26 protein-coding genes, 2 pseudogenes and 3 riboswitches are annotated in these 26,486 nt (G+C 43.0%); of the genes and pseudogenes, 6 read left to right on the top strand and 22 right to left on the bottom strand.

The window, feature by feature from the left end:
- Positions 1-19: 19 nt before the first annotated feature.
- The 9 genes and pseudogenes from thiE to CJ483_RS19645 all read right to left on the bottom strand — a co-directional run bounded on the left by thiE (position 20) and on the right by CJ483_RS19645 (position 8,019).
- On the bottom strand, positions 20-676 hold the full coding sequence (gene thiE / locus CJ483_RS19685) for a thiamine phosphate synthase (RefSeq protein ID WP_120036859.1): 657 nt from the start codon (positions 674-676) through the stop codon (positions 20-22).
- Positions 663-1,484 (bottom strand): bifunctional hydroxymethylpyrimidine kinase/phosphomethylpyrimidine kinase, encoded by an 822-nt coding sequence (gene thiD, locus CJ483_RS19680; RefSeq protein ID WP_120036857.1) that lies wholly within the window; start codon positions 1,482-1,484, stop codon positions 663-665. The genes thiE and thiD overlap by 14 nt, the downstream gene beginning before the upstream one ends.
- A complete protein-coding gene (thiM, locus tag CJ483_RS19675; protein ID WP_120036855.1) occupies positions 1,447-2,310 on the bottom strand; it encodes a hydroxyethylthiazole kinase in 864 nt (287 codons plus the stop codon). The genes thiD and thiM overlap by 38 nt, the downstream gene beginning before the upstream one ends.
- Positions 2,311-2,534: 224 nt before the next feature.
- Positions 2,535-3,350 (bottom strand): uroporphyrinogen-III synthase, encoded by an 816-nt coding sequence (locus CJ483_RS19670; RefSeq protein WP_120036853.1) that lies wholly within the window; start codon positions 3,348-3,350, stop codon positions 2,535-2,537.
- A gap of 90 nt (positions 3,351-3,440) precedes the next feature.
- On the bottom strand, positions 3,441-4,448 hold the full coding sequence (locus CJ483_RS19665; RefSeq protein WP_120036851.1) for an ABC transporter substrate-binding protein: 1,008 nt from the start codon (positions 4,446-4,448) through the stop codon (positions 3,441-3,443).
- Positions 4,448-5,197 carry an ABC transporter permease gene (locus tag CJ483_RS19660; RefSeq protein WP_120036849.1) on the bottom strand — a complete coding sequence of 250 codons (750 nt, stop codon included), beginning with the start codon at positions 5,195-5,197 and terminating at the stop codon, positions 4,448-4,450. Before CJ483_RS19660 ends, CJ483_RS19665 begins: the two co-directional genes overlap by 1 nt.
- Positions 5,194-5,990: pseudogene (locus tag CJ483_RS19655) on the bottom strand (ABC transporter ATP-binding protein). Before CJ483_RS19655 ends, CJ483_RS19660 begins: the two are co-directional and overlap by 4 nt.
- Positions 5,962-6,636, bottom strand: coding sequence for a thiaminase II (gene tenA / locus CJ483_RS19650; RefSeq protein WP_120038165.1), 675 nt, complete (start codon positions 6,634-6,636; stop codon positions 5,962-5,964). The pseudogene CJ483_RS19655 and the gene tenA overlap by 29 nt, the downstream one beginning before the upstream one ends.
- Before the next feature lie 102 nt (positions 6,637-6,738).
- The gene (locus tag CJ483_RS19645) at positions 6,739-8,019 is read right to left on the bottom strand and encodes an acetylornithine deacetylase (protein ID WP_120036847.1); all 1,281 of its coding nucleotides are present in this window, start codon (positions 8,017-8,019) and stop codon (positions 6,739-6,741) included.
- A gap of 126 nt (positions 8,020-8,145) precedes the next feature.
- A riboswitch (TPP riboswitch) is annotated at positions 8,146-8,250 on the bottom strand.
- A 310-nt stretch (positions 8,251-8,560) separates the two neighbouring features.
- Here CJ483_RS19645 and CJ483_RS19640 point away from each other — a divergent pair.
- A complete protein-coding gene (locus CJ483_RS19640; RefSeq protein ID WP_120036845.1) occupies positions 8,561-8,968 on the top strand; it encodes a YuzC family spore coat inner layer protein in 408 nt (135 codons plus the stop codon).
- Here CJ483_RS19640 and thiW read toward each other — a convergent pair.
- The 10 genes and pseudogenes from thiW to CJ483_RS19590 all read right to left on the bottom strand — a co-directional run bounded on the left by thiW (position 8,965) and on the right by CJ483_RS19590 (position 19,204).
- A complete protein-coding gene (thiW, locus tag CJ483_RS19635) occupies positions 8,965-9,462 on the bottom strand; it encodes an energy coupling factor transporter S component ThiW (RefSeq protein ID WP_120036843.1) in 498 nt (165 codons plus the stop codon). The two genes, CJ483_RS19640 and thiW, sit on opposite strands and share 4 nt — an antisense overlap.
- Before the next feature lie 62 nt (positions 9,463-9,524).
- Positions 9,525-9,633, bottom strand: a riboswitch (TPP riboswitch).
- 71 nt (positions 9,634-9,704) lie between these two features.
- Positions 9,705-10,666 (bottom strand): annotated as a pseudogene (locus tag CJ483_RS19630) (ABC transporter substrate-binding protein).
- A 15-nt stretch (positions 10,667-10,681) separates the two neighbouring features.
- A complete protein-coding gene (locus CJ483_RS19625) occupies positions 10,682-11,449 on the bottom strand; it encodes an ABC transporter ATP-binding protein (protein WP_120036841.1) in 768 nt (255 codons plus the stop codon).
- Positions 11,446-12,468, bottom strand: coding sequence for a FecCD family ABC transporter permease (locus CJ483_RS19620; RefSeq protein ID WP_259455823.1), 1,023 nt, complete (start codon positions 12,466-12,468; stop codon positions 11,446-11,448). Before CJ483_RS19620 ends, CJ483_RS19625 begins: the two co-directional genes overlap by 4 nt.
- 246 nt (positions 12,469-12,714) lie before the next feature.
- Positions 12,715-12,907: riboswitch (cobalamin riboswitch) on the bottom strand.
- Between the two features lie 52 nt (positions 12,908-12,959).
- Complete coding sequence (locus tag CJ483_RS19615) at positions 12,960-13,844, bottom strand: superoxide dismutase (protein WP_120036837.1); 885 nt, start codon at positions 13,842-13,844, stop codon at positions 12,960-12,962.
- Between the two features lie 199 nt (positions 13,845-14,043).
- The gene (locus CJ483_RS19610; protein ID WP_120036834.1) at positions 14,044-15,117 is read right to left on the bottom strand and encodes a YkvI family membrane protein; all 1,074 of its coding nucleotides are present in this window, start codon (positions 15,115-15,117) and stop codon (positions 14,044-14,046) included.
- A gap of 95 nt (positions 15,118-15,212) precedes the next feature.
- Positions 15,213-16,322 carry an o-succinylbenzoate synthase gene (gene menC, locus CJ483_RS19605; RefSeq protein WP_120036832.1) on the bottom strand — a complete coding sequence of 370 codons (1,110 nt, stop codon included), beginning with the start codon at positions 16,320-16,322 and terminating at the stop codon, positions 15,213-15,215.
- Complete coding sequence (locus CJ483_RS19600) at positions 16,319-17,149, bottom strand: GNAT family N-acetyltransferase (RefSeq protein ID WP_259455726.1); 831 nt, start codon at positions 17,147-17,149, stop codon at positions 16,319-16,321. The genes menC and CJ483_RS19600 overlap by 4 nt, the downstream gene beginning before the upstream one ends.
- A gap of 6 nt (positions 17,150-17,155) precedes the next feature.
- On the bottom strand, positions 17,156-18,286 hold the full coding sequence (locus CJ483_RS19595; RefSeq protein ID WP_120036830.1) for a M20 peptidase aminoacylase family protein: 1,131 nt from the start codon (positions 18,284-18,286) through the stop codon (positions 17,156-17,158).
- A 72-nt stretch (positions 18,287-18,358) separates the two neighbouring features.
- Positions 18,359-19,204, bottom strand: a complete 846-nt coding sequence (locus CJ483_RS19590) for a MurR/RpiR family transcriptional regulator (protein ID WP_120036828.1) — start codon at positions 19,202-19,204, stop codon at positions 18,359-18,361.
- A gap of 216 nt (positions 19,205-19,420) precedes the next feature.
- Here CJ483_RS19590 and CJ483_RS19585 point away from each other — a divergent pair, with 216 nt between their 5' ends.
- From CJ483_RS19585 to CJ483_RS19570, 5 genes are all read left to right on the top strand, one after another.
- Entirely contained in the window at positions 19,421-19,672 is a 252-nt protein-coding gene (locus CJ483_RS19585) for a hypothetical protein (protein WP_120036826.1), read from the top strand.
- Between the two features lie 309 nt (positions 19,673-19,981).
- Positions 19,982-20,203: a hypothetical protein gene (locus CJ483_RS25190; RefSeq protein WP_259455725.1), complete on the top strand. Its 222-nt coding sequence runs from the start codon at positions 19,982-19,984 to the stop codon at positions 20,201-20,203.
- Positions 20,204-20,375: 172 nt separating this feature from the next.
- A complete protein-coding gene (locus tag CJ483_RS25185; RefSeq protein WP_259455724.1) occupies positions 20,376-20,843 on the top strand; it encodes a GerAB/ArcD/ProY family transporter in 468 nt (155 codons plus the stop codon).
- Positions 20,844-21,068: 225 nt separating this feature from the next.
- Positions 21,069-22,586, top strand: coding sequence for a spore germination protein (locus CJ483_RS19575; protein WP_120036824.1), 1,518 nt, complete (start codon positions 21,069-21,071; stop codon positions 22,584-22,586).
- Complete coding sequence (locus tag CJ483_RS19570; RefSeq protein WP_120036822.1) at positions 22,583-23,749, top strand: Ger(x)C family spore germination protein; 1,167 nt, start codon at positions 22,583-22,585, stop codon at positions 23,747-23,749. Before CJ483_RS19575 ends, CJ483_RS19570 begins: the two co-directional genes overlap by 4 nt.
- 62 nt (positions 23,750-23,811) lie before the next feature.
- Here the strand turns inward: CJ483_RS19570 and CJ483_RS19565 are convergent, their stop codons facing one another.
- From CJ483_RS19565 to CJ483_RS19560, 3 genes are all read right to left on the bottom strand, one after another.
- Entirely contained in the window at positions 23,812-24,987 is a 1,176-nt protein-coding gene (locus CJ483_RS19565; protein ID WP_120036820.1) for a saccharopine dehydrogenase family protein, read from the bottom strand.
- Positions 24,988-25,161: 174 nt separating this feature from the next.
- Positions 25,162-25,365, bottom strand: coding sequence for a hypothetical protein (locus CJ483_RS24255; protein ID WP_142927243.1), 204 nt, complete (start codon positions 25,363-25,365; stop codon positions 25,162-25,164).
- Between the two features lie 220 nt (positions 25,366-25,585).
- Complete coding sequence (locus tag CJ483_RS19560) at positions 25,586-26,335, bottom strand: DsbA family oxidoreductase (protein ID WP_120036818.1); 750 nt, start codon at positions 26,333-26,335, stop codon at positions 25,586-25,588.
- Positions 26,336-26,486: the final 151 nt, after the last annotated feature.

Genomic DNA, 26,486 nt, shown 5'->3' with positions numbered 1-26,486 from the left:
AAGCAGGAGTGTCGTTTATCTACTTTCTTGAAATAGCTCTTCTTAATTGCTCTGCTGCCTCTTTCGGCGATGGCGCTTGGCTAATGGCCGTGATCACTGATACTCCATTCGCTCCATTTGCTACTACTTCAGCTGCATTGCCTGCATGAATGCCGCCAATCCCTACGATGGGTATAGATATGCCCGCAGCCCTTATTTCTTCAATTAGACTGGTTCCTTGAACCGGTTTTGTATCAGTTTTAGTAGAGGTAGGAAATATTGGACCAACCCCTAAATAATCTGCCCCATCCTCAATGGCTTTTTCAACTTCCTCCATTGTATGGACTGAAATTCCAATAATCTTTTCGGGCATTATTTTACGGACAACTGAAAGAGATTCATCCTCCTGGCCGATATGTATGCCATCGGCCTCTAGTTGAACAGCCAGCTCGACATCATCGTTCACGATAAAGGGTACAGAATGATGACGGCAAACCTTCTGAAGTTCAGCTGCCAATTCAAGTTTTTTCTCACCAATCAAGGCATTAGAGCCTTTTTCACGAAACTGAAAAAAAGTAATGCCCCCGGCAATGGCCTCTCTCAGGGTCCTTATCGGATCTATCAAACAATTAGCGCTGCCCATAATAAAATAAACTTGAAGAAATTCTTTTATGCGCTCTTCACTAATAGGCCGCATCGGTAGGCACCCCTTTTCTTTTAAATGCCCAATGGTTGGTTGGGCCATGTCCTTTTCCAATTTTCAAATCCATCTCAATGGCCGCTTGTACGTAGTTGACAGCCACATCAACTGCCTTTTTTATCGCTTGTCCCCGAGCAAGCTCTGCAGTCATAGCTGCAGCAAATGTACAGCCCGTCCCATGCGTGTTTTTAGTTAAAATGCGATTATTTGTGAAGTAAAAAAAGTCTTTGCCGTCATACAGAAGATCTATTAGTTTCTCGTCGTCTTCTGCATGTCCTCCTTTAATGACTACATGTCTGGCTCCTAACTTATGCAGCTTCTCGGCAGCCCGCTTGCGATCATCAAGAGATCGAATCATCATGTTTGTCAGCACCTCTGCTTCTGGAATATTGGGAGTCACAACCATAGCAAGCGGGATCAAATACTCTTTCATTGCTCTGATGGCGTCTGTCTGCAATAGAGAAGCCCCTCCTTTAGCAATCATGACCGGATCAACGACAACCTGTTTCCAGCCAAATCTCTCAATCCCGCGAGCTACTGTTTGAATAATCTCGTCGCTGAATAGCATTCCGGTCTTCAGAGCATCCGTTCCCATGTCCTCACCGATTGCTTCAATTTGTGCCTCTACTGCTTTCGGGGTCATTGGGTAAACACCATGCACACCGAGTGTATTTTGTGCCGTGACCGCGGTCAGTGCAGACATGCCGTATACGCCAAGTTCCTGGAAGGTTTTTAAGTCGGCTTGAATCCCTGCGCCCCCTCCGCTGTCAGAACCGGCGATCGTCAGTGCTTTGCTCACTTCCATTTTCTCCACCTCCATTAGTTAAAAGGGTTTCTATTTTGGCAAAGGCTTCAATATTCTTTTCTTCGACCTTAGCCAGCTGGTTTAAAAATTCTATTTGAAAACTTCCGGGCCCTTCCTCACCGCGAATCTTCATAGCCGCTTCTGCTGCTACTCCATATACTGCGACGGCACTAGCTGCCGCAATTCCTATATTTTTCTCCACGGCACAGAATGCACCGATCACCGCACTTAACAAACAGCCAGTGCCAGTCACTTTCGTAAGCATCGGATGGCCATTACGGACAACGAAAAGCGAATTCTGGCCGGCGATAATATCTGCCTCCCCTGTAATAACCGTGGTCATTTGCCATTTCGCCGCTGCCTCTTTAGCAAGCTCTATCAGGTTCCCCTGGTTTTTCCCAGCGTCTACCCCCTTAATCGCCCATTTCTTCCCGATCACATTTGCAACTTCCGCCGCGTTCCCTCTTAACACATCGACCTTTACCTCATTGATAATTCGAGAAGCAGCTGCTGTCCGGTAAGCCGTTGCCCCTGCTCCCACGGGATCGAAGATAACCGGCACTCCTGCCTCATTGGCTGCTTTTCCTGCTATGATCATAGATGCTACTTTTTCTTCATCTAATGTACCAATATTTATCACGAGCGCCCCGGCGATCCTTGCCATATCTGCCGCTTCTTCTTTTGCGTGCGCCATGACAGGAGAAGCCCCGAGAGCGAGCAATCCATTGGCTGTAAAATTTGTAACAACTACATTCGTAATATTGTGTACAAGCGGGCTTTGCGCTCTTACTTGTGCAAGTGTTTGACTGACGACTCGATGATTCATTTTTTCGCTCCCTCCGAAATTACTAGTAAAAATCAAACTAAAAAGCACGGAACCGGCGCCCGTGCTCTTTTGATCTCCACACTTCCCTGCGCTGGCATTATCCAACAGGTTCACACGGTCTGCAGCGGCATAGCTGTACTCTCAGCCGGCATCCGCCAGCTCCCGGTTTCCAATATTCTTTTCATGGCATTTATTCTTTAGCTTATTTAATAGCTTTTACTTTCTTATCGATCTCTGTGCTGATAATACCGTGACAGCTCCATAATCAGGGCTCCCATTCTTTCCAACTCCGGCACAATCATACGGGTAACGCCTTCTTCTGCCAGCGCTTCAGCCGTTACTTGTCCGACCGCGCCAGCTAATGGCCCAGAGGCAAAGGCAGCAAGCAGTTCTTCTACCTTGCCTTTTTGCTTGGCATGTTCAAACAGCGAACGCACTTGAATCGCCGTTGTAAAACAAATGGCCTCTATTTCTTTGTTTAAGATTTCATTCAGTGTTTTCTCTACTACTTCCTCATCAGGTGCGTGATGACGGTAAGGCAATAAGTACTGAACGTGTGCCTCTTTCTCATGTAAAAACTTCGTCAATGACGGTGCTTTTTCACCGTGCAGTTGAACAGCAACACGTTTCTTTATGAAATCTTCTTTTTCGAGTGCCCGAATCAATCCGGCTGTAGTCCCGTCATCATCTACTGCAACAGGGCTTATGTCTATTTTCTTTAAAGCGGCTACCGTTTTATAGCCTCTAGTAGCTACCTTTGCCTGTTGCACCACCTGCAAAAATTCGTTCCTTATTCCCAACTGATCAGCAGCATTTACTAACGCTTCCGTGCCGATACCTGTCGTGAAAATAATCCAATCCGCCGGCTGGCTGATCAGTTCTTTAATTTCAGGTCCAACTGCTTCCTCTGCTAAAAATACCGTTCCCTGTAAGGGGCGGACGAGAGGCAGACCGCCTTGCTTTTCAATGATCATACTCATTTCTTCTGTTTTCCTTGAGCCCGCAATGACAATTCTTTTTCCTTCCAGTCCTTTTCCCACGCCTGCTTCCCCTTTCAAACTTGCCTTTTCTTCATCCTAACACAAAAAACCAACTAAATCGCTAGACTTTTTATGTTTTAGCAAGTTTGATCACTCAGCAATGTTTATAAACAGCTCTTCTAATTTAGGCTCTTTTTTAATCAAGCCCGTTTTCTTCATCCATTCGGCTGTTTCTATCCACGGCTCTTTCGTTTGGCTTCCAAAGCCTTTCTCTGACTTCATTTTTGGAAGAAGAATCTTAAGACTTTCTTTTTCCACCTCCTCTATAAGCGGAAAATTAGCCTCATCCTGCTTGCTTAATAAAATTTGCAAGGCTTCATCAGGGTGCTGTTCGGTATAATTAAATCCTTTTTCTGCCGCCCGCCAAAAGGCTTTGATGACATCTTGCTGTTTCTCCCACGTTTCGTCACTCGTAACTGCCACCAGCTCATAGAAATTAGGTACGCCATACTTTGTTGGGTCCAAATTATTTGTTTCATATCCTTCATGCTTTAACAGCGGCACTTCGTGGTTAATATAGGCTCCGACCACTGCATCGGCTTTTTTCGTCACAACAGCCGAGTTTAGTTCAAAACCAACATCAATCATTTTTACTTTTTCCGGATTCCCTTTATCTTTTTCCACCATTGTGCCAACGATCGCTTCATTTAGAGGAATACCAGTAAATCCGACTGTTTTTCCCTCTAAATCCTTCGGAGCCTTGATTGGGCTGTCCTTTAAAAACATCACTCGATTTAATGGGGATCGGACGATAGCACCGATAGATTTTACGTTCACTCCCTGTTCTGTCCGCGCCATAATAACGTCGGGTTGATAAGAAATACCAAGTGTTACTTTTCCAGTAGCAGCTAGATTGATGGGATCAGTCGGGCTGGCTGGAAACTGAATATCCACGTCAACTCCTTCCTCTTTAAAGTAGCCTTTTTCTTCCGCTACGTATAAGAAACTGTGAACGGCGTTGGGATACCAGTCAAGCATAATTGTCACTTTTTCTTTCTGTTTCTCTCCGGCTCCTGCCGCTATTTTCTTTTCACTTGCATCGTTAGAACTGCAGCCGGCAAGCACTATCACAAACAATGCCAGTAACCATTTTCTCATTATGACTTCCTCCATTTTAATGATTTTTGCTCAATGAATTTTACAATGACAAATAGAACAATGCCGATCGCCGACAGCAATACAATCGGAGCAAAAACAGCCGCCCCATCAAATTGAGTCATCATTCGTCGGCTGAAATAACCGAGACCAGCCTGTGCTCCAAGCCATTCTCCGATAGCAGCTCCAATCACGCTTAATGTAACAGCTACCTTCAGTCCTGAATAAAAATGAGGCAAGGCGGAAGGAACAACTAGCTTGGTAAATATCTCTTTCTTCCCTGCCCCCATTGTCATCATTAGCTCTTTCAACTCTTTACTGGCTGATTGCAGCCCATCATATGTATTCACCGTGATAGGAAAAAATGTGATTAAAACAGTCACAACTACTTTGCTCCAAATTGAGTAACCGAACCAAAGAACAAAAATGGGGGCCAGAGCAATAATCGGGATCATTTGTGAAGAAATGATCAGCGGGTAAATCACTTTTTCAGCGGCTGGGCTCACACTCATCCAAACGGCCATTCCGGCGCCTAGTAAAATGGAGATAGTTAAGCCAATTAAAATAATGACTAGCGTAATTGGCAAGTGTTCAATGAACAGCGGTTCTCTTAATTCCCACAGCTTACTGAGAATGCCGGTCGGAGGCGGGAGAATAAATAGCATATTGACCATTCGTGCCGCGATTTCCCAAGCCAGGAAAAATGCTAAAATTGTCAAAGCAGCTGGCCATGTGCCCCTGTTGCTTTTCATAGAATCACCTTCCCTCTCAGCTCCTCCAGCAAATAGTCCTTCCATTCAATCATGGCTGGCTTGTTCAAATCTTTTAAGCTTCTTGGCCGGTCAATCGGAACAGCCACTTCCTGAAACGCCCGAACCGGTCTTTCTTGAAAAATAAAAATGCGATCCGACAGAAAAAGCGCTTCACTGACGTCGTGAGTAATCAATACAATGGTTGCTTTTCGTTTTTCCCACTGTGCCATGAGCCACTCCTGCATAGCCAGCCTTGTAATCGCATCCAGGGCACTGAAAGGTTCATCAAGCAAAAGAATGTTCGATCCGCTCAATGATGTCCGCAAGAAAGAAACGCGCTGTCTCATTCCTCCAGATAGCTCATGAGGGTACCGCCCCTCTGTTCCTTCTAAACCAAATTCTTTCAGCAAAAGATGAACTTGCCTGCGTGCTTCTTCTTTCCGGATTCCTCTCAATTCAAGAGGAAGGGCGGCATTTTCGATAATTGTCCGCCACGGCATGAGCAGATCTTGCTGAGGCATGTAACCGACCTTTCCAAGACGTGATTCCTGCTCTTCCCCATTGATTAAAATCCGTCCCTCATCCTGATTTTCAAGCCCGGTAATTAACCGGAATAGTGTACTTTTCCCTGATCCGCTTGCTCCGATAATAGAAATGAATTCGCCCTCATAAACCTCCGCATTTATCCTCTGCAAAATAGGAACAACATGCCTGTTTTTTTGTCTTTATAGGAAAAGGTAACATGTTGAAATTCAAGAACTTTTTTATTCTTCTCCCGGCCACATTTGCTCATGAAACGCCATCTCCCAGAACATATACTCATAACGGGTTGTATTTAAGAAAATTTCTTCCAGTCTCGCAAGCTCTCTTTCACTCTTTCCGGCAGTATGCTCATCTAAAAGCTCAATACACCATGTGGCGAGTTCACCAAACTCTTTAGATGAATACATTTTGATCCAGTCACCATATAACTCATGCTCGCTGGCTCCTGGAATTTCATTTAGCTCTTTGCCGATCTCCCAATAGCTCCACGCACATGGAAGAAGAGCGGCAATCAACTCGGCAAGCGTGCCATTCTGACTGACATGAAGCATGTAATGCGTATAAGCAAGCGTAATTGGAGACGGCTTGGCCTGTTCAAGCTCTTCCTCGGAAATGCCAAAACGGGCTGCATACTGGCGGTGAAGTGCCATTTCAAAATTAAGTGTTTCATTCAGCAATGAAGCGAATTTCCCCATCGTTTCTACATCTGTTGCTTTCACTGCTCCAAGGGCAAATACCTTAGAATAATCAATTAAATATAAATAATCCTGAACCATATAAAAACGGAACTTCCGCTGATCGAGCGTGCCGTCCCCAATTCCTCTCACGAAAGGATGATGATGATTTTTTCTCCAGATCGGCTGAAGTTTTTCATGAAGCCTTTCACTGAACTTTATATTCGTGCTACTCACTTTCATATGTGATTCCTCCTCTAAAGATCATCTATACATATTTCTGTTGTGCCTATAGCTGTTCACAACCCAGAGTATTCATCTTACCTATCCATGCTTCGGTGTGTGACACCACGTGTAGATAAACGACAAAATCACTTTCGTGTAATCGACAAGCTGTTCAATCGACAGCTGCTCATTGATCGAATGAGCATTCATTAAATCACCCGGTCCATAGATAACGGTAGGAATACCGGCATCAGCAAGCCATCCCCCATCTGTAACAGTTGGGGAAATATCAATCATCGGAGCCTTACCAAGCACATCTGAGTGAGACTGGGTGAGAATTTGTACAGCAGCATGACTCCCATCTACTTCAAAAGAAGGAAACACTTCTCCCCTTTCTTCAATCATTGATGTGCCACCCCACTTAAATGAAGGAGGGTTATGCCTCATCCATACATCTCCGTTTGCTACATGACGAATATGATCTTCCACCTCCTTAGCTACCTGTTCATAGGTTTCATTGGGATAATAGTGAACAGTAATCCAAAGCCGGCATTCGTCGGCAATAAAAGCGGCGTGTCTCCCGCCTTCAATAACAGCGGGATTAATTGTATTTGTCCCCGGCAAAAATCCTGGATAGCTTTTAGTTACCGCCCAGTGGCGCTCCAATTCCTGCAGCCCTTCAATGATTTTCATCATTTTTTCTATAGCACTGGCTCCAAACAACTTTCCGCCGGCATGTACCATATTTCTCCGAGTCGCATCGTGATACGTTTGGTTGCTTTTTAAAGTAATCCAGCCTGTAATCACGCCTCCCTGCCCTTGTATATGTAGATCACTCGTATCAACAACTACCGCAAAGTCCGCTTTATAGCCCCGTTTGCAGCACTCCAGCGTACCAGCTTCACCTACCTCTTCACCGATAACCGATTGAAAAAGCACGTCCCCCGGAAGCGTCATTCCTGCATCATGGAGCAGCTGCAAAGCGAATAAAGCACCAGCAAGCCCTCCTTTCATGTCAGCGGCCCCGCGTCCAATCACTGATCCCTCCTTGACAACAGCCTGAAATGGATCGGCTTCCCACCCCTCATCTTCATGTATTTCTGCCACGTCTATATGTCCATTAATAATTAAACTTTGGTACTTCTCAGCATCTGTCCCTGGCCATCTTCCAACAACATTCGGGTCATTTGGGTGCACGTCCCATCTATCTACCGAAAAATCTAAGCCTTTTAAAAAATCAGCTATAAACGACTGGGCTTCTGCAGTATTCCGTGCCGGAGGAGCAGGCGTTTCGAAAGAGATCAGCTTCTTCAATAAATGAACGATCTCTTCCTGACGGCGCTCCACTTGTTCCAGGAGTATATCTAGCTTTTTTTCCATAGCCATCCCCTCTCTATTGACATGTAGACTAATATTATTACCTACACGTAAAAAACCGCTCCTCATCAAGGGAAGCGGCTGTATAATTTTTTATCTTGCTGCAGGATTAGAAAGACTGCAGTTCAATATCAGGATACGACCTCTTCCCTCCGCTGGCATTATCCAGTTCAGGTAATAAGGGTTGAGGCCATTTACCTCTCTCAGCTTTTGCAAGCACCCCCAAGGACCAACTATTCAATTAGATTCTGCTGTTAGCTTGATCGTAATCACCAGTAATTTTCAATAAAATTTATGCTATTTAAATAGATAGTATTGATCATTTATTTTTCCCAATAGCCGTATATTAATAGAAGAGGCTAAAGACAAAGACTCCTCTGTACACATCAGGCTAATTGGAAAAAATTATCTTGCAAGGACCGTCACCTCATACGGAACGAAGTGGCCATCGGGTCATGAGTTCTACAGTGAAACAGATAACGAAGAAAGCAAGCATTTGTTAATGGCTGAGAAGTCTTACTTTTTAGGAAGGAGTGACACCGGGTTGTATTATTCTTATCCGTTTCAAAATCTTTACATGGCCCCGTTTGCAGGCACTTATCCTCACCATCGAGCCCTTCAACCAGTGGCCTCATGTCATCCTCCGTCCTTAAGGCCTTATCCTGAAGTGAATCCTGCTTTATTTAAACAATCCGCTCAATCAATCAAGCAGCTGCTGAATGAAACAAATTTGCTGTTAAATAAATTAACAGATAGCAGCGACTTTGCTCTTCGATTAATGACTGCTGCCCAGGCTGCCAATCGGCAAGAAGTGGAACGGCTGGTGCGATCAGCTGGTATATCAAGAAAAACAAATATTTCATTTAACCCTGATTCCTTCCGAATTGAGCTCAGAACCACTGCGGCAAACTTAGAATGCTGCAAGTTGGCTATTGCCCTTCGGTGGCGTTAAGGCTCTAACCGATATTTCCATGCGTTCAATTTAACTAGTCGCCTTACGAGCAAGAGACCGATAATTGATCCTGACAAGCTGCTGACGAGAAAAGCTGGCAAGAAGAAAAAAGCACCAGCCGCTGTTCCCATCAATATCTTTGCATAGGGAACGGCAAATAAAGGAGCAATGATTCCTGACCCAGTCATTTCTCCGATAGAAGCGGCCCATGTTCGGCTTGTTTTTTGATAAATATAGCCGGCGAGAAATGCACCAATCATGCCTCCCGGAAATGCTAGAAGTGAACCGGTTCCCATTAAATTTCTTAATAAACCAGTAACAAAGGCGATCATTACCGCCGGCCCCGGGCCAAGCAGCACACCGGCAATGACATTTACCGCATGCTGGACAGGGTAAGCCTTCGCCACACCGGCGGGAAACCAGACTAGCGAAGAGCCGAAGGTGGCAATCGCAGTAAATAAAGCCATATAAGCCATTTTTTGTACTCGATTCATTCGCATTCCCCCATACGAAAAAGCCGCATCCTCATCTGGATACGGCTGCAGTAAGTAAAATAGTGATAAATAATCTACTTTCCTACGCTGGTATCAACCAGATCAGGTTCAAAGAGTTGAAAAGCCATGTGCTTTTCTCTCAGCCTCTAACAGGCACCTCTAGTAGCTTCTTAATATTAACTTCTCCTTCATTATAGATGGAAATGATGAAAATGGAAAGAGGCGTCAGTAAGATTCTCTTTTTATTTTGAAAACTTTTCCGGATAAAGGCCTTCTGCTAATATTTTCAGTGCTAATGGTGCACGTATGCCTTCCGCACCAGCCGACAAAGGCATAGTTATAATTCGGTTATTTTCGATAGCCTCTACATCAGCCAATTCTTTTTTGAGAGCAGAAATTTTTTCTTTTGCTCTGCCGTTTGATCCCCGTAATCCATAATGACAATAACATCTGGATTGCGCTCGATTACCGCTTCCCAGCTCACACTCGTCCACCCCTTATTCACATCCTGGAAAATGTTTTTTGCCCCCGCCTTTTCAATCAATTTTGTTAAATAGGTATTGGCAGCAGTAAGCGGTTTGTCTTCTCCGCTGTCATAGACAAATACTTTTAATGGCAGACTAACAGTCCCAATTTGCTGAACTGTTTCGTCTATTTCTTTTTTCATTGAACTAACAAGATTTTCCGCTCGCTTTTCGATGTGAAAAATCTTTCCGATATTTTTAATGTCGGTATATACATCTTCCAATGTCGGGGATGTTTTGCTAGAAGACTGCTGAACATAAACAGGAATACCTGCGGCCTCCAGCTCTTCCGGGGTGCCGAGAGTCTTTTCTGTGAAGGCACTTTTCCACCCGGCATAAGCAAAATCAGGTTCAGCAGCAAAAAACACTTCTTTGGACGGGTACTGTGCCGCCAATACTGGCACTTTTTTATACGCCTCCTCCAATTCGGGAAGAATGCGATCATCCAGATAAGCTGTTCCTACCATAGAGTCTTCAAGCCCAAGCGCAAGCATGATTTCAGTTGCATGCTGATTCAATGCTACCGCTCTCTTTGGTGCAGCTGCCGTTCCCCATTCATCTGTTATCTTCTCCGCCGTTTTGCTGGCCGAACTCGAACTCTCATGATTGAAACTCGCAAAGATCCATAGTGCAGCTATGCAAATAACTCCAGTTAAAATCCATATATTTTTTTTAATCATTTTGTTTCCCCCTTTTCACACATGAGCCAAAAATGTAATATGCGGTTTGTTTGTCCGCGGATGTATCTGGATCTCTCCATCTACTCCAAACACTTCTTTCAGCATGTCCTTGCTTAAAACCGCTGAGGGTGTTCCAGAACAAATCATGCGTCCCCCGTTCATAACGTATATATAGTCGCAATAGAACGCGGCCAGATTTAAATCATGCAGAGCAGCCAAAACAGTAATCGGCAGCTTTTTGACAAGGTCGAGCAGTTGCAGCTGATGTCTGATGTCTAAATGGTTGGTTGGCTCATCAAGAATAACCATGCCCGCCTTCTGAGCAAGTGCTCTCGCAATAAACACCCGCTGTTTTTCTCCCCCAGATAACTGCTGAAAGCTACTTTGGCCATACTCGACCATGTCTACATAAGCTAAAGATTCGTGAATAATCTGTCGGTCCTCTTCTGTTTCATGTTGAAAAATTTTTTTATAAGGGTGACGGCCCATTGCTACGATTTCTTCAACGGTAAAATCAAATGGCACAGCAGCCTCTTGACTTACGACAGCCAGTTGTTTTGCCGCTTGCTTTGCCGGCATTTCATGCAGCCCTTTGTCATTAAGCCATACCTTTCCGCTATCTGGTGTTAAAATCCGAGAAGCGTTCTTCAATAAAGTGGATTTCCCACTTCCATTAGGACCAATAACGCCAATGAACTGTTTATCAGCCGCTTGTAGTGAAATATCGTCAATGATAAACTTGCCGTTTGCTGAATAACTAACATTCTCAACGAGTAGTTTCATCGGCCGCCTCCCCCAAACGAATAGGAGCTGTGCCGCAAGAGCCAAATAAAAAATGGCCCTCCACAAAAAGCGGTAACTACACCAATCGGCAGCTCCTCTGGCGCAAGCAGCAAGCGGGCTGCTGTATCTGACCAAATCACAACGAGCATGCCAAGCAGTGCACTAACTGGAATCACACGCTTATGGTCGGAACCGAGCAATAGCCGGGCTAGATGAGGCACCATTAATCCTACAAAGCCAATAGAACCACTCACTGCCACTACTGCACCGGTAATTAAAGAAGCAACAACAATAAGGATCTTTCGAAAAACATCTGTATTTACTCCAAGTGTTCCTGCCGCTTCTTCCCCCATTAACAAAGCATTCAACGATGAAGAGGCAGATAATAAAAAGAGGACACTGCCAGCAATTATTAGCGTCGGAATCGCTAAGTGTTCCCACTTGGCTCCAGCAAGGCTGCCCATCATCCAAAACATGACTTCTCGAATCCCCGATTCTTTCGGTGCTAATGTCACAATAAAATTGGTTACAGCGGACAGCGTCATCGAAACAGCTACACCGGCCAGCAATAGGCGTGTCGTGAGAATCTTTCCGCCTTCCTGGGCGATTATGTACACGGCTCCCATTGCTATCATGGCACCGGTAAAAGCGCCGGTAGTTAAGGCATATTGCCCAAAGACAGGCAGAGCGCCAAATAAAATAACGAGCGTGGCTACTACTGAAGCACCTGAAGATACGCCTAAGATATAAGGATCGGCAAGTGAATTTCGTACCAATGCCTGAATGACAACTCCTGCTACTGCAAGACCCGCTCCTGTTACAGTTCCGAGCAATACACGCGGCACCCGAATGTTCCAAATTATGTGTTCCTGAGCCTTATTCCAGTCTGCCTCTATGTAATTGTCCACCCAAGGTGCATGTGAAAGGATGATCTTCCATGCTGTAACAGCTGGCATATTAACCGGCCCTAGAGTAATAGACCATGTAATAGAAAATAAAAGGAAGACAGCAAGTCCCATGAGTAAATACAAATAACCCTGCTTGTTCGCGCGGAAAACAGCTGAGAAAACAAAGGATGACCCTCTTTTTTTCTTATCCATCCTGCAAACGCTAGCTTCAATGTTCCATCTCCTCTCTTTTTTATCAGCACAGAAAGAAAGCCCTGTTCTTATCGCTAAGAACAGGGCTTGGGTGTGTGAAAACAGCACAAAAAAGCAACAGAGACTGCTTTGTCTTCGGCCACCTTTCCTTTCCGCGAAGGCATCATAGGGGATCAAACCTGGGTAGGTCTCCTGGCTTACGGATCTGCGCGCTTTTTTCGTCTTCCCTGATTTCTCAAGTGACATCAATGAAAAAAGAACTTTCCGATTACAGTGGCGGGACCGCTCGGGATTTGCACCCGATTCCCTGTTACCCTTTGCTGTCTGTTGCAAAGGCACCCGGTTCTCTTATATAAAGTTTTTCATTGCTTACCAGTGTAATATAGTTTCCATGAATAGGCAATGCCTTTTCAATGCCCCCTCGCTTTTCTCATGCGTCTCTCTACTTCATTCCAACAAACAATGTTCCACCAATTATCAATATACTCCGCACGCTTATTTTTATATTTCAAGTAGTAAGCATGTTCCCAAACATCAAGTACAAGTAAAGGAACTACATCCCATTGGCTTAAGTTTTGATGTTTTTCAGCTTGCAATATTTCTAATCGCTGAGCTTGCGGCGACCATACGAGAATGGCCCATCCCCCTCCCTCTACTTTCTCGGCGGCTTTGGAGAAGTGTCTCTTAAACCCATCGAGGCTGCCAAACGACCGGGAAATCTCTCGGTTTAATTCACTTGAAGGCTTTCCCCCTCCGTTTGGGCACATGATTCTCCAAAAGATCGAATGTAAATAATGCCCGGCACCATTGAAAGCAAGCTCTCTCTCCCAATGCTTGACGAGCTCAAAGTCATTATTTTTTCGTGCCTTTTGCAGCTCCAGCTCTGCTTTATTCAAACCTTCTACATAGCTTTGATGATGCCGGTCATGATGAAGCCTCATTGTTTCTTCATCAATATAAGGCTCTAAAGCATTGTACGCATAGGGGAGAGGGGGAAGTTTGTGGCGGCCAATAGGAACCTGTTCAGCTCTTTCCCGCTCTTCTTCCTTCTCTTTTTCGTTTTTTTCAGCAAACAGCCCTTCATGAAGCTGGCGCCACTCCTGATCTAATCCCAAAATCTCACTTTGGATTAAATGAATCTCTTCTTCTTTCATATTGGATAAACGATTATCCATCTTCTCCACCTGGTTTTTCCACTTTTCCACCTGATTAAGGTCAATTAATTCATGCTGCAAAGCACATAAAGCCTCACACCATTTTTTAGCTTCCTTTAAATAACTGCGGTATATCTCCATCTGCCCTCCTCCTTTCAGCTCGTAATTTCAACATATGCATTGTTTTTATATGCGTTCTTCTTCCATACTCTTCCCTCTGCCTAACAAAGCAAATGAAGAGGACCGTTATCAAAAAAGAAAGAGGGGCTATGCAATCCCTTGGCAAAACAAAAAGCTGCCCACCAGTTGGTGTTCACTTAACTGGTGGATAGCTTTCTTATTAGCTTGATATCTTCATTTCATTCTTAAATGGTTGCTTAAATCTAAGCCAGGCGAAAATAACACCGATAATTAAGATCAAACCGAGGTAGCCAACAATTGGATACAAGGTGCCTACTAATTTAACAAATCCGACGAAGCTTGCCAGAAAAGCGGCCAATGTAGAAATAACTACTGCCGGAGTAAAAGACTTACGATGGGCCGGTACGATTCGCGCAGCAAAAGCATATATCATTCCGACAGACGTATTATAAATCATTGCTAACAATACAAATGACATGAAATAACCTGTGATTGGCGAAATACCATTGGCAATGTGAACAATCGGCATAGCGGCCTGCTGACTGGCCCCGAAATCTAAAAGCATTGTCAAATTAATTAATAAGATCAATAAGCCAAGGCCAATGCCTCCAAAAATACCTCCAAGCCCAGCCGTTCTCTCATTTTTTTCAGCTCCTCCCATCAATGTCAAAATAGCTGCTCCAGCCGCAATGTTGTACGATACATATAAGATGGCCCCTATCAGCCAATGAGAGGCTGCCGTATTTTCTGTTTGGCTGATTTGAAAAATATCCGAAACATTCCCTTCATAACGGAAAACAGAGTAAATAAAAACGATAAAAATCATGATAAATAGGAAGGGAGTCATCAAACTAATCGCCGAAATAACTTTTTGAAAATTGAAACATAGAGTGACAGCAGTTAATACTGTCATTATGAGACTTCCATACAAAGGAGCGATACCAAATTGCTGTTCGAAAATCGATCCGCTGCCGGCAATCATTACTGCCGCTACGCCAAATAAGAAAAAGGTGATAAGGGCATCAACAAACATCCCTATCCATTTCCCGCAAATTAAATAAATAACATTTTTATGAGAATCGGTTTTAAGACGAGAGCCGATTTGCAGCAATTGCATGCCTAAAAAAGCAAATAGAAGAGTAGCCACACATGTTCCTGCTATGCTAATCCATCCAAAGCTCGTAAAAAATTGCAATATTTCCTGTCCGGAAGCAAATCCTGCCCCTACAATGACTCCGATGTATGCGCCTGCAATTTGAAAAGCTTTTTTCATTCTTCTCCCTCTTCCGTTTGAATATTCTGAATTTATTAGGTGTGGACAAGAAAACCTGTTGATGCCAGGTTTTCTTAAATGTCATACTCGCCAAATTACAGTGAATAGGCTTTTTCTTTCAATGTAAATTGCTTCACCGCTTCGAGATCAATATCATAGCCGATTCCTGGCTTGTTCGGAACTTGAATAACCCCATCGTGCACTGTCACTTCTGGTGTGATAATATCCTTCTCCCAATAACGGGAAGAAGCAGCTGTATCACCCGGGAGTGTAAAATTACTTAAGGTAGTTAATGCCACATTATGCGCTCGTCCTACACCCGCTTCAATCATTCCTCCGCACCAAACAGGAATATTGTTCTCCTTGCATAAATCATGAATCCGTTTAGATTCCGTCAATCCACCGACACGGCCAATTTTAATATTGATAATTTTACAGCTGCCGAGCTGCAAAGCTTTTCTGGCATCTTCATAGGAATGAATGCTTTCATCCAGACAAATCGGTGTTTTTAATTCTTTTTGAATAACCGCATGGTCAATGATATCATCCGATGCAAGCGGCTGTTCAATCATTGTTAAATTGAATTCGTCTAGCTTCTTCAATTCTGGCAGGTCCTCGAGACGATAAGCTGAATTGGCATCAGCCATAAGTTGGATATCTGGGAAAGAGCGACGGATCTCTCTGATGACATCAACATCCCAGCCCGGCTTAATTTTCACTTTGATTCGTTTATAGCCCTCTTCAACATGCTCTTTAATAATAGCTAAAAGATCATCCACCGTATCTTGAATACCGATGCTAATCCCCACATCAATCGTTGTATTGTCTCCTCCTAGAGCCTCATAAAGCGGGATTCCTTCCCGTTTAGCGTGCAAATCCCACACCGCTCCTTCAATGGCCGATTTCGCCATGTTATTTTTTCTGATCGGCTCAAATATCTCTGAAATTTCATCGGGATGAGATATTTCTTTGCCTTTTAATAAAGGAATCAAGAAATCTTCTATCATGTGCCAGTTTGTTTTTAGCGTTTCTTCATTATACGAAGGAGAGGCAAAAGCAACAGATTCTCCCCAGCCGGATACTCCCTCTTCATCTTTTACCTCTACGAGAATAAATTCTTTGTTTTCGATGGTTCCGAAGCTAGTAGTAAAAGGAAATTTCATTTCCATCTGTAAATGACGTAAAATAATTTCTGTTAATTTCATTTTTCCTCTTCCTTTCCTGCAAATTGAATATTCTTTATGAATAGATAATAGTTCACCGGTTCTTGCGGACGTTGAATGAGTTTTACAGCTGTATATCCGTTAGCGAATAGCTGCAGAAAAACTTTCCGTGTATTCATTCTCCAATCCAAAGCTAAATCAAATGATTGGCTTTTAATCTCTTGAAATTTTCGAGGAATCGGGACGAGCAATGCCTCTTCTCTTTCTAAATAATCAGGATGATGGAGGGACATTTTCGGCCATCCTTCTGTTGTTCTTTCATATTGTGCGAAAACTTTTGCCTTTTCTTCTGTAAAAGTAAAGGAGGTGTTCACGTAATCACTTTGAATCCACCAATCCACCTTCAATCGATCCGTTGGAAGACCGGCATTTAATCCATCCTCCATTTTACCGTAACAATTCACTTCATATGTGGAACAAACAGCTTTAAGCTTCGTTAAATTTAAATAAGCGTTTACGCTTTCGAGCGGATCGAACGTCCATGTTACCTGCTCATATCCAAGACGAGAAGCCTCTTGTTTTTGGGCGTTTTTCAACGCTTCACCGATTCCTTGCTTTTGATGATCAGGATGGATGCCAAGCATATGCGAACATAAGTAAGAAGAGCCATTTGAAAAACCAGCAAAGCTGTAACTAAAGCCAATTAATCGTTCTTCTTGAAAAGCACCTACTAACAAACCGCCATTTTTATGGGCGGTGAGCGTTTGATGGATCGGAATCGGCTCCATATTCCACGTGTCTCTTTCCAGCTGCTGCATTTTTTCAAAGTCTGTTCGGTCATTAAATAACCGAATATGGTAATCTTGCACGTTTCCTCACCCTTTCATCCGTTCAAACGTTTGTATAATTGTTTCAGCCAATATCTCAATTCCTGGATAAAGAGCGTCTATCTGAAAAGTCATTTCAGGATGATGCAGACCCGGGCTTAAATCACAGCCTAATCCGAGCATCGCTGCCTTTACTTCCGGCCGCTTCACTGTGTAAAAATGAAAATCCTCTCCTCCAGTTGTCACGATAGGCGGGACGACATTTTTTTCCCCCAGCACTCTGCTGATTGCATTCTCCATTATATTAGAGGCTTCTTCTGAAACGATAGCCGCTGCCGTTTCGGCTTTTGTTTCTAAATGAATAGACGCTCCGTGAACGACTTCTATTCCTTTGCATGCCTGAACAATTTTCTCTGTCAGTGCTGCCATCACTTCGTTAGTCTGTGCGCGAACATCAATTGAAAAGGTCGCTTTTCCTGGAATAATATTACTCGATTCACCGCCGCTTTGAAATTTCGTCATTTTCACTGAATAAGGAATAGACGGATCCATATGGATTTGCTGCATGGCTTGAATGAGCGAGGAACCGATCTCAATGGCATTCTTTCCGAGATGTGGCCTGGCACCATGAGCATCTTCTCCAATAATTTCCCCAGCAATAAACTTGGCTGCTCCATGCCGAATTCCCGGAGAAGCCTGTCCAAAGGATAACTCTTGAATGGGCCGCAGATGAACACCGTAAAGAAAATCCAAGCCATCAATAAGTCCCTTCTCTATCATTTTTAAGGCTCCGGTTCCTTTTTCCTCAGCTGGTTGAAAGATAACGACTAATCGTCCAGGAAAGTAATAATTTATTTTTTTCAGTAATAATAAGGCACCAACAGCCATTGTCATGTGGGCATCATGGCCACACGAATGATTGGCTTGAAATCGGCCGTTGACTTCCTGCCAGAGAGCATCAATATCACAGCGTAGTCCAACTGCCGGTTTCCCTTGGCCCATTTCTACAATGAGACCTGGACAGTCATCAAACGTTCTTACCGCGAACCCTTCATTTGCTAAATAATTGGTTAAAAAAGCGGTTGTGTTGACTTCCTGCCAGCTAATTTCCGGATGAGAATGCAAATAATCATATAATTGCCGTATAGCTGGTTTTAGTTGTTCAAGCTGCTTTTTCATAAAAAACTTCCTTTCTACCGATACAAAACAATGAATATTCAGTTTTTTCTATTTTGAGTAATTAATGATCGATCAATAATAAAATAGATGATCGGCATTTACCTGTTCATATTTTCGCTGCCGCTCCCTTACTTCCTCTGGGTATTGAACATACAAGCTTGCCATTATGGCATTAAGCAAGGAAAACAGCGGAGGAAAAACATCCAGAGTCGATCGCTCCTGGCTTCCTACAGCAAAAGTCAGGTCGCTGAATTCAGTGATCGGTGCTAGTCCAGAATCGGTCAAGCTTATAACAAACGCTCCCCGTTCCTTTGCCTTCTCTGCTATTTGAACCGTCTCCTTCACATATCTATGAAAAGTGATGGCAATAAAAACCGAATGTTCATCCATACTTTGTAGGACAGTTACGAGGTCATCAATCCCAGGCTGCACTAACTTCACCTCATCCCGTACAAGGCCCAATGTAAAAGCAAGCCATTGAGCGGGAGCAAAGGAGGTTCTCATTCCTGTCAAAAAAAGCTTGCCTGCTTCCATTATCCTGCTAACAGCCAGCTGAACGTCTTCTTCCTTAATAGTATCAATAGCTCTTTGGATGTTCTCCGCATCCTTTTCCATCACTTGAGCGAAGAAATGAGGCTCCTGAGCCATTTCCATCTTGGAAGAATAATAGCGGTTTAAGCTGCTTTTATGCTGAATAAGGTATTCGCGAATAATGGATTGCAGATGAGCATAGCCCTGTAACTCGAGCGAATAACAAAAACGAATAACTGTTGTTTCGCTGACAGCAATTTGTTTGCCCACTTCACTCGCAGACAATAAAGCAATTTTTTCAGGAAAATCAAGAACGTATTTCCCTACCTTTTGCTGACCTTTTGACAAGGAAGCATATCTTTCTTTTACTTTAGCTAATATTTCCATGTCCACTTCTCCCTAAATTGAAGCGTAAACAACATTTTTGTTTTTGGTGAAGCTTATGCTTCATAATAGAATATAAATTATCACAATTTTTGTTTATTAACAAGGGATTTTTTTCAGATAATTTCGTAAAAACACACTTCCTAAAAAAACGAAGAATATTTTTAAACAATCAGGGAAAAGAGAAAGCAATGAACTTCGCTAGAAAGGAGAGAAAATATGCAGTCAAAGTGGGTAAAACTAGCAGCTGGACCCTTCCTTGCTGTCATGCTTCTGGGAGCATGCAGCGGCAATGAATCAGAAGAAGAAAAACCAGTAATGGAGGAGCCGACGGATAAAGTTGAGGAAGATGAAGATAATCAAGGTGGTTCCACTGAAAAAAATGCCGAAAATGATGGCAATCCTGAGGAAGATGAAAGAGAAGAAGATCCAGGTATTGATAAGGAAGATACAAAAATGGATGGAAATTAACAGAACAGCTCTGCACCGTATTTTACTAAAATACGGTGCAGAGCTTTTTTAGTACAGGCTCTGTTATACTTGCGTGTTGATTTTCACTGCAGGCGGACGCTTTCCGCGGGCAGTCTGTGACCCTCCTCGTCGCGTGCGCGCTTGCGGGCTCTCACCAGGACGCTCTTTTCCCGCTGGAGTCGCTGCCTTCCGTTGCAATCAACGATGGAAAAAACAACATTCATCTGTAACAGAGCCTTAGTATAAAAAAGGGAAGAAAAGAAAAACTAGCCTAGAGGTCAACTAATATACGGAAATAAAGGTGGTCCTATGTACAAAGCCGATTCCATTACTCCTTTTCAACTTATTTTACTGGCGATGACGGCGATCGGTTTAAAGAACCATGTATTTGCTATTTCCCCTTTAGTTCAAACAGCAGGCCGCGATGCATGGATTGCTGTAGTGATTACAATGGTCCTTGCTTTTATTTGGATCCCACTTTTTTATACATACAAAAAAGAACGGATAAGCAGCCTTTATTTAAATGGCTAGGAACAAAAATCGGCAATAAAGCGACTGTAGTCCTTGCCATTATCTTTATCGGTTACTTGGTTTTAATGGCAGCTGTTACTGCGCGGGAAACGATTACATGGGCAAACATTATGTTTTTGCCTGAAACACCCGCTTTTTTCTCATTGTGCTATGTAGCTTCGTTTGCTGGGTAATGGCCACAACCAATTTAAGAACATTAAATATCCTCAATATATTTCTATTGTTTTTCATTGTCATTTTTGGCTTCTTTGTCGCCATTGCAAATATTCAACATAAAAATTACTCTTTATTGCTGCCGATATTGGAACATGGCTATGATCCGATAATGAAAAGCCTCATTTTCCAAGCATCAGGGCTTGCTGAAATTTTTATCTTTTTGCTGCTGCAGCACAAAATAAATGCCCCGCTCCGTTTTCGTCACTATGCAGCCATTATCATTATTTTAACCGTGCTTACGACCGGGCCACTCATCGGGGCGATCATAGAATTCGGTCCGGTCGAGGCGGCTAAACAGCGCTTTCCAGCCTATGAAGAATGGGGACTTGTGTCGCTTGGTACATTTATTGAACACGTCGATTTTTATCTATCTATCAATGGATGTCCGGTTCATTTATCCGAATATCACTTATTTTTATTTTAATGAAAGAAATTCTTCCTCTAGAATCAGAAAAAAAGAAAAATATAACGCTCCTATTCATCGCTCTTGCTGTGACAGGGCTGGTTCTAATCCCGATAACTGATTTCACCTTTTCCAAATGGCTCATTTTTATTGCTTTGCCGGCCAGTTTCTGGTTTTTCTCCGCGTTTACTGTTTTGTTCGTCTTACTCGCCATTTTTTTCGGAAGTAAAAAACGGGGGTCTACAAATGAAAACAAAGAAAATTCGACTGAAAAACGTTGAAGAATTAGTGAAACAGAAAAAGAAGGAGCGAACGCCGTCAGCTCAACACTCTTCGCTTACGGTAAGCTCTTTAAAAGATTTGTTCCAAAAAAATAAAGACGTTCAATTTACAGAATTAGCTTTTAATGACGATCCCATTACGCTTGTCTATTGCAGCGGATTAGTCCATGCTGATCTTCTTAAATCAACGATCCCAAAAAGGCTAGAAAAATTTTTTGCAGTCCATAACGGGGCAACAAAAGAGAACATTCACTCGTTGCATGTCCCTTCCCTGCAAATAGTAACGGAAAAAGAAAAAGCGGCAGAGGATATTTTTTCCGGCATGCTTCTCATTGTTTTTCCTGCCGACAAGCTGGTTGTTTCCGTAGATATTGCTGATCGGCCGCAGCGAAAACCCGAAGAAACAAATACAGAAGTCAGCATTAAAGGTCCGCGGGATAATTTCATTGAGGATATTACAATCAATCACGCATTGATCAGAAAGAGGCTAAGAACGGTTTCATTGGCAAGCGAGTCGTTTGAAGTCGGAAGAAGATCAAAGACAAAAGTTTTAGTTTTGTATATGGACGATATATCCGATAAGGCGACTTTAGAACAAATTAGACAGCAGATAGAGAAGATCGACATTGATGCATTAGTAAGCGGCACACAGCTGGGAGAATTAATGAATGATGACCCTTACGCCTTTTTCCCACGCCACTCTTATACTGGAAGACCAGATTTTGCTGTTCAATCCTTATTGCAAGGCCGGTTTATCATCTTAATTGATGGTGTAGCCTACGCATATATTACTCCTGTCAATTTATTCTTTTTGCTGAAAAGCGCAGAAGATATGGAATATCCCTATGCCTTTAATTCATTTGAACGCTTACTAAGAGTGGCAGGCATATCAATCGCAACCTTTCTTCCCGGCTTCTGGGTGGCGCTCACTTCCTTCCATCAAAACCAACTTCCTTTAACCCTGCTGGCAACAGTGGTGGAATCTCGAAGCGGCGTTCCCTTTCCAACGGCGTTGGAAGCCATTTTAATGATGCTGTTATTTGAGCTGTTCCGGGAAGCTGGCTTAAGAATGCCGCTTGCCATCGGACAAACACTGAGCGTTGTTGGCGGCCTAATTATTGGGGATGCAGCCATTCGCGCCGGCTTAACGAGCCCCTCTATGCTTGTCGTTATCGCCGGTTCCTTTGTGGCCATGACTACGCTTGTTAATCAGTCATTTATCGGGGTTATCTCGCTTCTTCGCTTTTTCGTTATTATTCTCGTGGCGCTATTTGGTTTTTTCGGTTTCTTTGCTGCAATCTTCCTCATTGGTATTTATGCAGCACGAATTCGCACCTTTGGTGTCCCTTATTTAGAGCTCGCGACCCGCTTAAGCTGGAAGAATATTCTTAAAGCGATGATGCGTTTGCCTGCACAAAAAGACGATAAGCGAGCAAGCATGCTTGATCCCATCGATGCTACTAAAAAGGATGGGCGGCGATGAAGAAAAAAATGAGACGATTTTCGTACACCGGATTGTCGGCCCTGCTCCTTCTTTTGCTAACAGGATGCTGGGATTCCTATGAGCCTGATCGCATGGTTTATGCCCATGCCATAGGGATTGATTATAAAGATGGCTATTATACCATTTACTTGCAGCTTCTTAATTTAGGGATGCTCGCTAAACAAGAGTCCGGGTCAGGCAGTGATGAAACAAAAGTAGAGGTTGGAAAGGCATCCGGCAAAACAATAGATCAAGCGATATTTAATTTGTATGAATCTTCCCAGCGCCGTGTTTTCTGGGGACATTTAGCCGCCATTATTTTCACAGAAGAAGCCCTGCGAGCGCAAGCCGTAAGTCATGCAGTGGACTTATTTGACAGGTATCGTGAAACCCGGTATCGGATGTGGATGTACGCAACGAGAGAGCCGCTTGACAAATTATTAACCACAGTGCCTGTCATGCAGCTCTCTACGGCTCTTTCCAGGCTGGTTGATCCATACGCCTCCTACGATCAACGTTCCATATTAAAACCGGTAGATATGAGGGAACTGCTCATATTTTTAAATGAACCTCCACATGAAGCGATCATTCCATTAGTCGGCACAAACGAAAATAACTGGCGAACAGATAGCGGGAAGCGAAAATCTATTCAGTTAGAAGGAACCGCTATCGTCACAGCAAATTCCTTAAAAAAAGTTTTGCCACTGGAAAAATCAGCAGGGCTAAAGTGGGTCAATAAAGATTTGAATCGAGAAGACTTACGAATAAGAAAAGGAAAATATAAGCATACGAGCATTTTAATTAATCACTTGGATGTGCATATAAAGCCTATTGTCAGGAAGGAAGGTATTCGCTTCACACTAAAAGTGAAAGCGAAGGGAGACCTCAGGGAATTAGATCAGCTTGCAAACCTTGCAGAGCTGGAACGCGAGGCAGCAAAAGTGATGGCACTGGAGATAAGGAACACCTTCAAGACAGGACTGGAGGCTGATGCAGACGTACTGCGCTTATCGGAAGTTTTATACAGAAAAAATGTGCAAGCATGGAAAAGAGTGCAGCAGCAAGGCTCGATTCCATTAACAGAACAATCGCTTGAAAGCATACATGTCGAAGTTAAGATTGTCGAAGGAGAAAAACAGCGTAAGTATCCTACTTTAAAATAAAGATTAGTGAAAAAGCTGTCGTAAAACCGACTATTTAGTCGGCTTCATGACAGCTTCTTTCCTCATGACGATTGTATGGATGACTCTTGTCTTTCGATCATTTCTTTAATGATAACGCCACGCTTTGCCATTTCCTCCATGTACTTGCCACCAGGAACAATTTGCTCTGGAGGATAGACACCCGGTTTATTAATCGTTCCATTTCCAATCATTTGAGCAACAACGGAAATCGTATTGGCCGTTGCTCTCGCCATGGCGGTTACATTGTTAACAGTATCCTTGTATGTGATCATTTCATACGTACAGCTGGTCTTATGGTCTCCTTTTATCCCTTTTGTTTCAACTCTTAACAATACCACATCTTCTTTATCTCTCAAATTTACAATTGGATCGAGAGCTTTCAATAACACATCACGTGGTTTGATTTGCGTACCATTCACATTTACGGCGTAATCTGAACGTGTCAAATTCAAATCAACAAGTAATTTGAATTTTTCTGCATGCCCTGGATAACGTATCGTTTTATATTCCAGACAGTCAAGGGTCGGATAGGAATAGGAAAGCGTCGACGTTCCCCCTGCAGTATGAAATGCTTCTAAAGGACCGAACTTATCAAAATAAACGGTTTCCACTTCTGACAAAGAAGGAATTTCTTGTTTCTTCCCATTCCTAATGATAAAAGAAGCATCCGTATAATGATCAAATACCCCCTCCATTGAAAATACGTGATTATATTCAATGGGTGGTTCCGGCCGCAGCGGAATGCCTCCTACATACAGCTTGATCGATTCAGTCTTGTCAAGTTTACTCACACCGTACCCTGATAAAATGTTAATCATTCCTGGAGCCACACCAAGATCAGGAATAAGTGTAATACCAGCTGTCTTCGCTTCTTCTGACATTTCCAACACCCGTTCCGTTGCCTGGCCAATGTGACCACCTAAATCAACTGAGTGCACACCGGCTGCAATGGCTGCCTCTGCTACAGATACGTTAAACGAATAGAAAAGCGCGTTAATAACAACATCATGCTTTTTCATTAAATGAATAAGCTGGCTTTTATTAGAGGCATCCACGAAAGCTTCAGTTAACTTTGAAGATTGTAGGATCTCACATGTCTGCTTTGCTTTTTGGATATCGTAATCAGCCAGCGTAACTTCGGCCACCTCTTTACAATGCACCAAGTCTCTCGCGGCTTCTTTGCCCATTAGTCCGGATCCTAATACTAAGACGCGCATGTTTGGTTCCTCCTCATTTTTACTTTTTACACCACAGTATATGAGTTAGAATCCATTTCTTGCCCTGGAACATTATAAACAAGACAATTATTCAGCCCTGTATGAATTCGCTGCCGGACCCTCTGCTATTACTTTTCTTATTTTTCTCTTTCTTAAAATAAAGACAAATAAGGATCATTCAATCATTGTAGTCACAATTCCAAGAAGCGTGCTCTCTATTCGTCGAAGAACAATATGAACCAACGCTGACAATGATGGCAGCTCGCCTGGTTGAAGAAAGAATAGTTGTATCAGCTCTTGGCGAACAGTGATCTCCGAGTACGTCAGCCATCCTTGCCGCTCACTTAATAGCCATACCCATCGCGTAATTACCACCATGATCATTACAAATGTCGATGGAAGGAAAGAAATCTTCCCTTTGCTTATCGCTATGCCACCTGTCCCATCCGCTTATAGCACACACTCTTTCTTAGTATCTTACTGAAAAATGCTGAATCCTTATACAATGTTGTAAATATACATAATTGGCCTGATAAAAAGAGCATGTCACCCATTAAGGTTTCACATGCTCTTCTTTCATCCCTTCTTTTTATTCCATTCATTTGTTTGACTGTGCGTTTTTAGTACTCCCTGTTACCTCACAGCCTTCCTCTGTGCAAACCGTTCCCTTTTCAATGACTTCGGATGATTGTTGCGGCCTAAGCTTTTCTTCAAGCTCTTCTTCCCATGCCTTCTGCAAAACAGATGCAAACACTTCAACCGGCTGTGCACCGGAAACTGCATATTTGCTATTAAACACAAAAAATGGGACACCCTGCACACCAAGTGTGCGTGCTTCTTCTTCATCAGCTCTTACTTCCTCGGTTAAACAATTTCCCTTCAGGAACAAAGTCACTTCTTCTCGGTTCAACCCCACTTCACTGGCAATTTCCGCTAATACATTGCCATCACTTATAGGCAATGAATCAGTAAAATAAGCCTTCAATAGTCTCTCTGTTATCTCTGCTCCCTTGCCTCTTTCTGCAGCAAATTTAGCTAGGCGATGGGCATCCAGCGTATTCACCGGCTTCATATTTTCAAAATTAAATAGCAAACCGGCTGCTTTTGCTTGTTCACCAATACTAACATTAGCCGCCTTTGCCTGCTCAATACTCATTCCATATTTTTCAGCAAGTATTTCATGAATGACTTTGGAAGGTTCTTTCGGTGCATGGGGGGTAAGCTCATAACTTTTAAACCGGACGTTTACCCGTTCCCTGTATGGAAACTTATCTAATGCTTCTTCCAAGCGACGCTTACCGATATAACAAAATGGACAAACAAAATCTGACCATATAACAATCTCCATCTTTTTACTCCTCTTTTTTTAAATTTTCACTTCTTTATCATAACCGACAGAGTTCGCAACAAAAAGTGGGGGTGTTTGACTATTTTCCCATTTTAAGAAAGTTCCTCTTGGCAAGGTAAAAGCAATCCATTATTATAGTTATTTTAGACAT

The sequence above is a fragment of the Bacillus sp. PK3_68 genome, assembly GCF_003600835.1.
GTDB lineage: Bacteria > Bacillota > Bacilli > Bacillales > Domibacillaceae > Pseudobacillus.
Note: the sequence above shows the minus strand (reverse complement) of the source record. Positions and strands in the feature narration are given on the sequence as shown.

Bases quoted from the DNA above. Each gene is read 5' to 3' on its own strand.
- CJ483_RS19665 (WP_120036851.1), bottom strand. From the start codon at position 4,448: ATGAGAAAATGGTTACTGGCATTGTTTGTGATAGTGCTTGCCGGCTGC.
- CJ483_RS19560 (WP_120036818.1), bottom strand. From the start codon at position 26,335: ATGGAGATTGTTATATGGTCAGATTTTGTTTGTCCATTTTGTTATATC.
- CJ483_RS19645 (WP_120036847.1), bottom strand. From the start codon at position 8,019: ATGGAAAAAAAGCTAGATATACTCCTGGAACAAGTGGAGCGCCGTCAG.
- thiD (WP_120036857.1), bottom strand. From the start codon at position 1,484: ATGGAAGTGAGCAAAGCACTGACGATCGCCGGTTCTGACAGCGGAGGG.
- CJ483_RS25190 (WP_259455725.1), top strand. From the start codon at position 19,982: ATGTACAAAGCCGATTCCATTACTCCTTTTCAACTTATTTTACTGGCG.
- CJ483_RS19590 (WP_120036828.1), bottom strand. From the start codon at position 19,204: ATGGAAATATTAGCTAAAGTAAAAGAAAGATATGCTTCCTTGTCAAAA.
- CJ483_RS19575 (WP_120036824.1), top strand. From the start codon at position 21,069: ATGAAAACAAAGAAAATTCGACTGAAAAACGTTGAAGAATTAGTGAAA.
- CJ483_RS19595 (WP_120036830.1), bottom strand. From the start codon at position 18,286: ATGAAAAAGCAGCTTGAACAACTAAAACCAGCTATACGGCAATTATAT.
- CJ483_RS19620 (WP_259455823.1), bottom strand. From the start codon at position 12,468: ATGGGACTTGCTGTCTTCCTTTTATTTTCTATTACATGGTCTATTACT.
- CJ483_RS19585 (WP_120036826.1), top strand. From the start codon at position 19,421: ATGCAGTCAAAGTGGGTAAAACTAGCAGCTGGACCCTTCCTTGCTGTC.
- CJ483_RS24255 (WP_142927243.1), bottom strand. From the start codon at position 25,365: ATGGTGGTAATTACGCGATGGGTATGGCTATTAAGTGAGCGGCAAGGA.
- menC (WP_120036832.1), bottom strand. From the start codon at position 16,322: ATGAAATTAACAGAAATTATTTTACGTCATTTACAGATGGAAATGAAA.
- CJ483_RS19660 (WP_120036849.1), bottom strand. From the start codon at position 5,197: ATGAAAAGCAACAGGGGCACATGGCCAGCTGCTTTGACAATTTTAGCA.
- CJ483_RS19615 (WP_120036837.1), bottom strand. From the start codon at position 13,844: ATGGAGATATACCGCAGTTATTTAAAGGAAGCTAAAAAATGGTGTGAG.
- CJ483_RS25185 (WP_259455724.1), top strand. From the start codon at position 20,376: ATGGCCACAACCAATTTAAGAACATTAAATATCCTCAATATATTTCTA.
- CJ483_RS19565 (WP_120036820.1), bottom strand. From the start codon at position 24,987: ATGCGCGTCTTAGTATTAGGATCCGGACTAATGGGCAAAGAAGCCGCG.
- CJ483_RS19610 (WP_120036834.1), bottom strand. From the start codon at position 15,117: ATGAAAAAAGCTTTTCAAATTGCAGGCGCATACATCGGAGTCATTGTA.
- CJ483_RS19625 (WP_120036841.1), bottom strand. From the start codon at position 11,449: ATGAAACTACTCGTTGAGAATGTTAGTTATTCAGCAAACGGCAAGTTT.
- CJ483_RS19570 (WP_120036822.1), top strand. From the start codon at position 22,583: ATGAAGAAAAAAATGAGACGATTTTCGTACACCGGATTGTCGGCCCTG.
- thiE (WP_120036859.1), bottom strand. From the start codon at position 676: ATGCGGCCTATTAGTGAAGAGCGCATAAAAGAATTTCTTCAAGTTTAT.
- thiW (WP_120036843.1), bottom strand. From the start codon at position 9,462: ATGAATCGAGTACAAAAAATGGCTTATATGGCTTTATTTACTGCGATT.
- thiM (WP_120036855.1), bottom strand. From the start codon at position 2,310: ATGAATCATCGAGTCGTCAGTCAAACACTTGCACAAGTAAGAGCGCAA.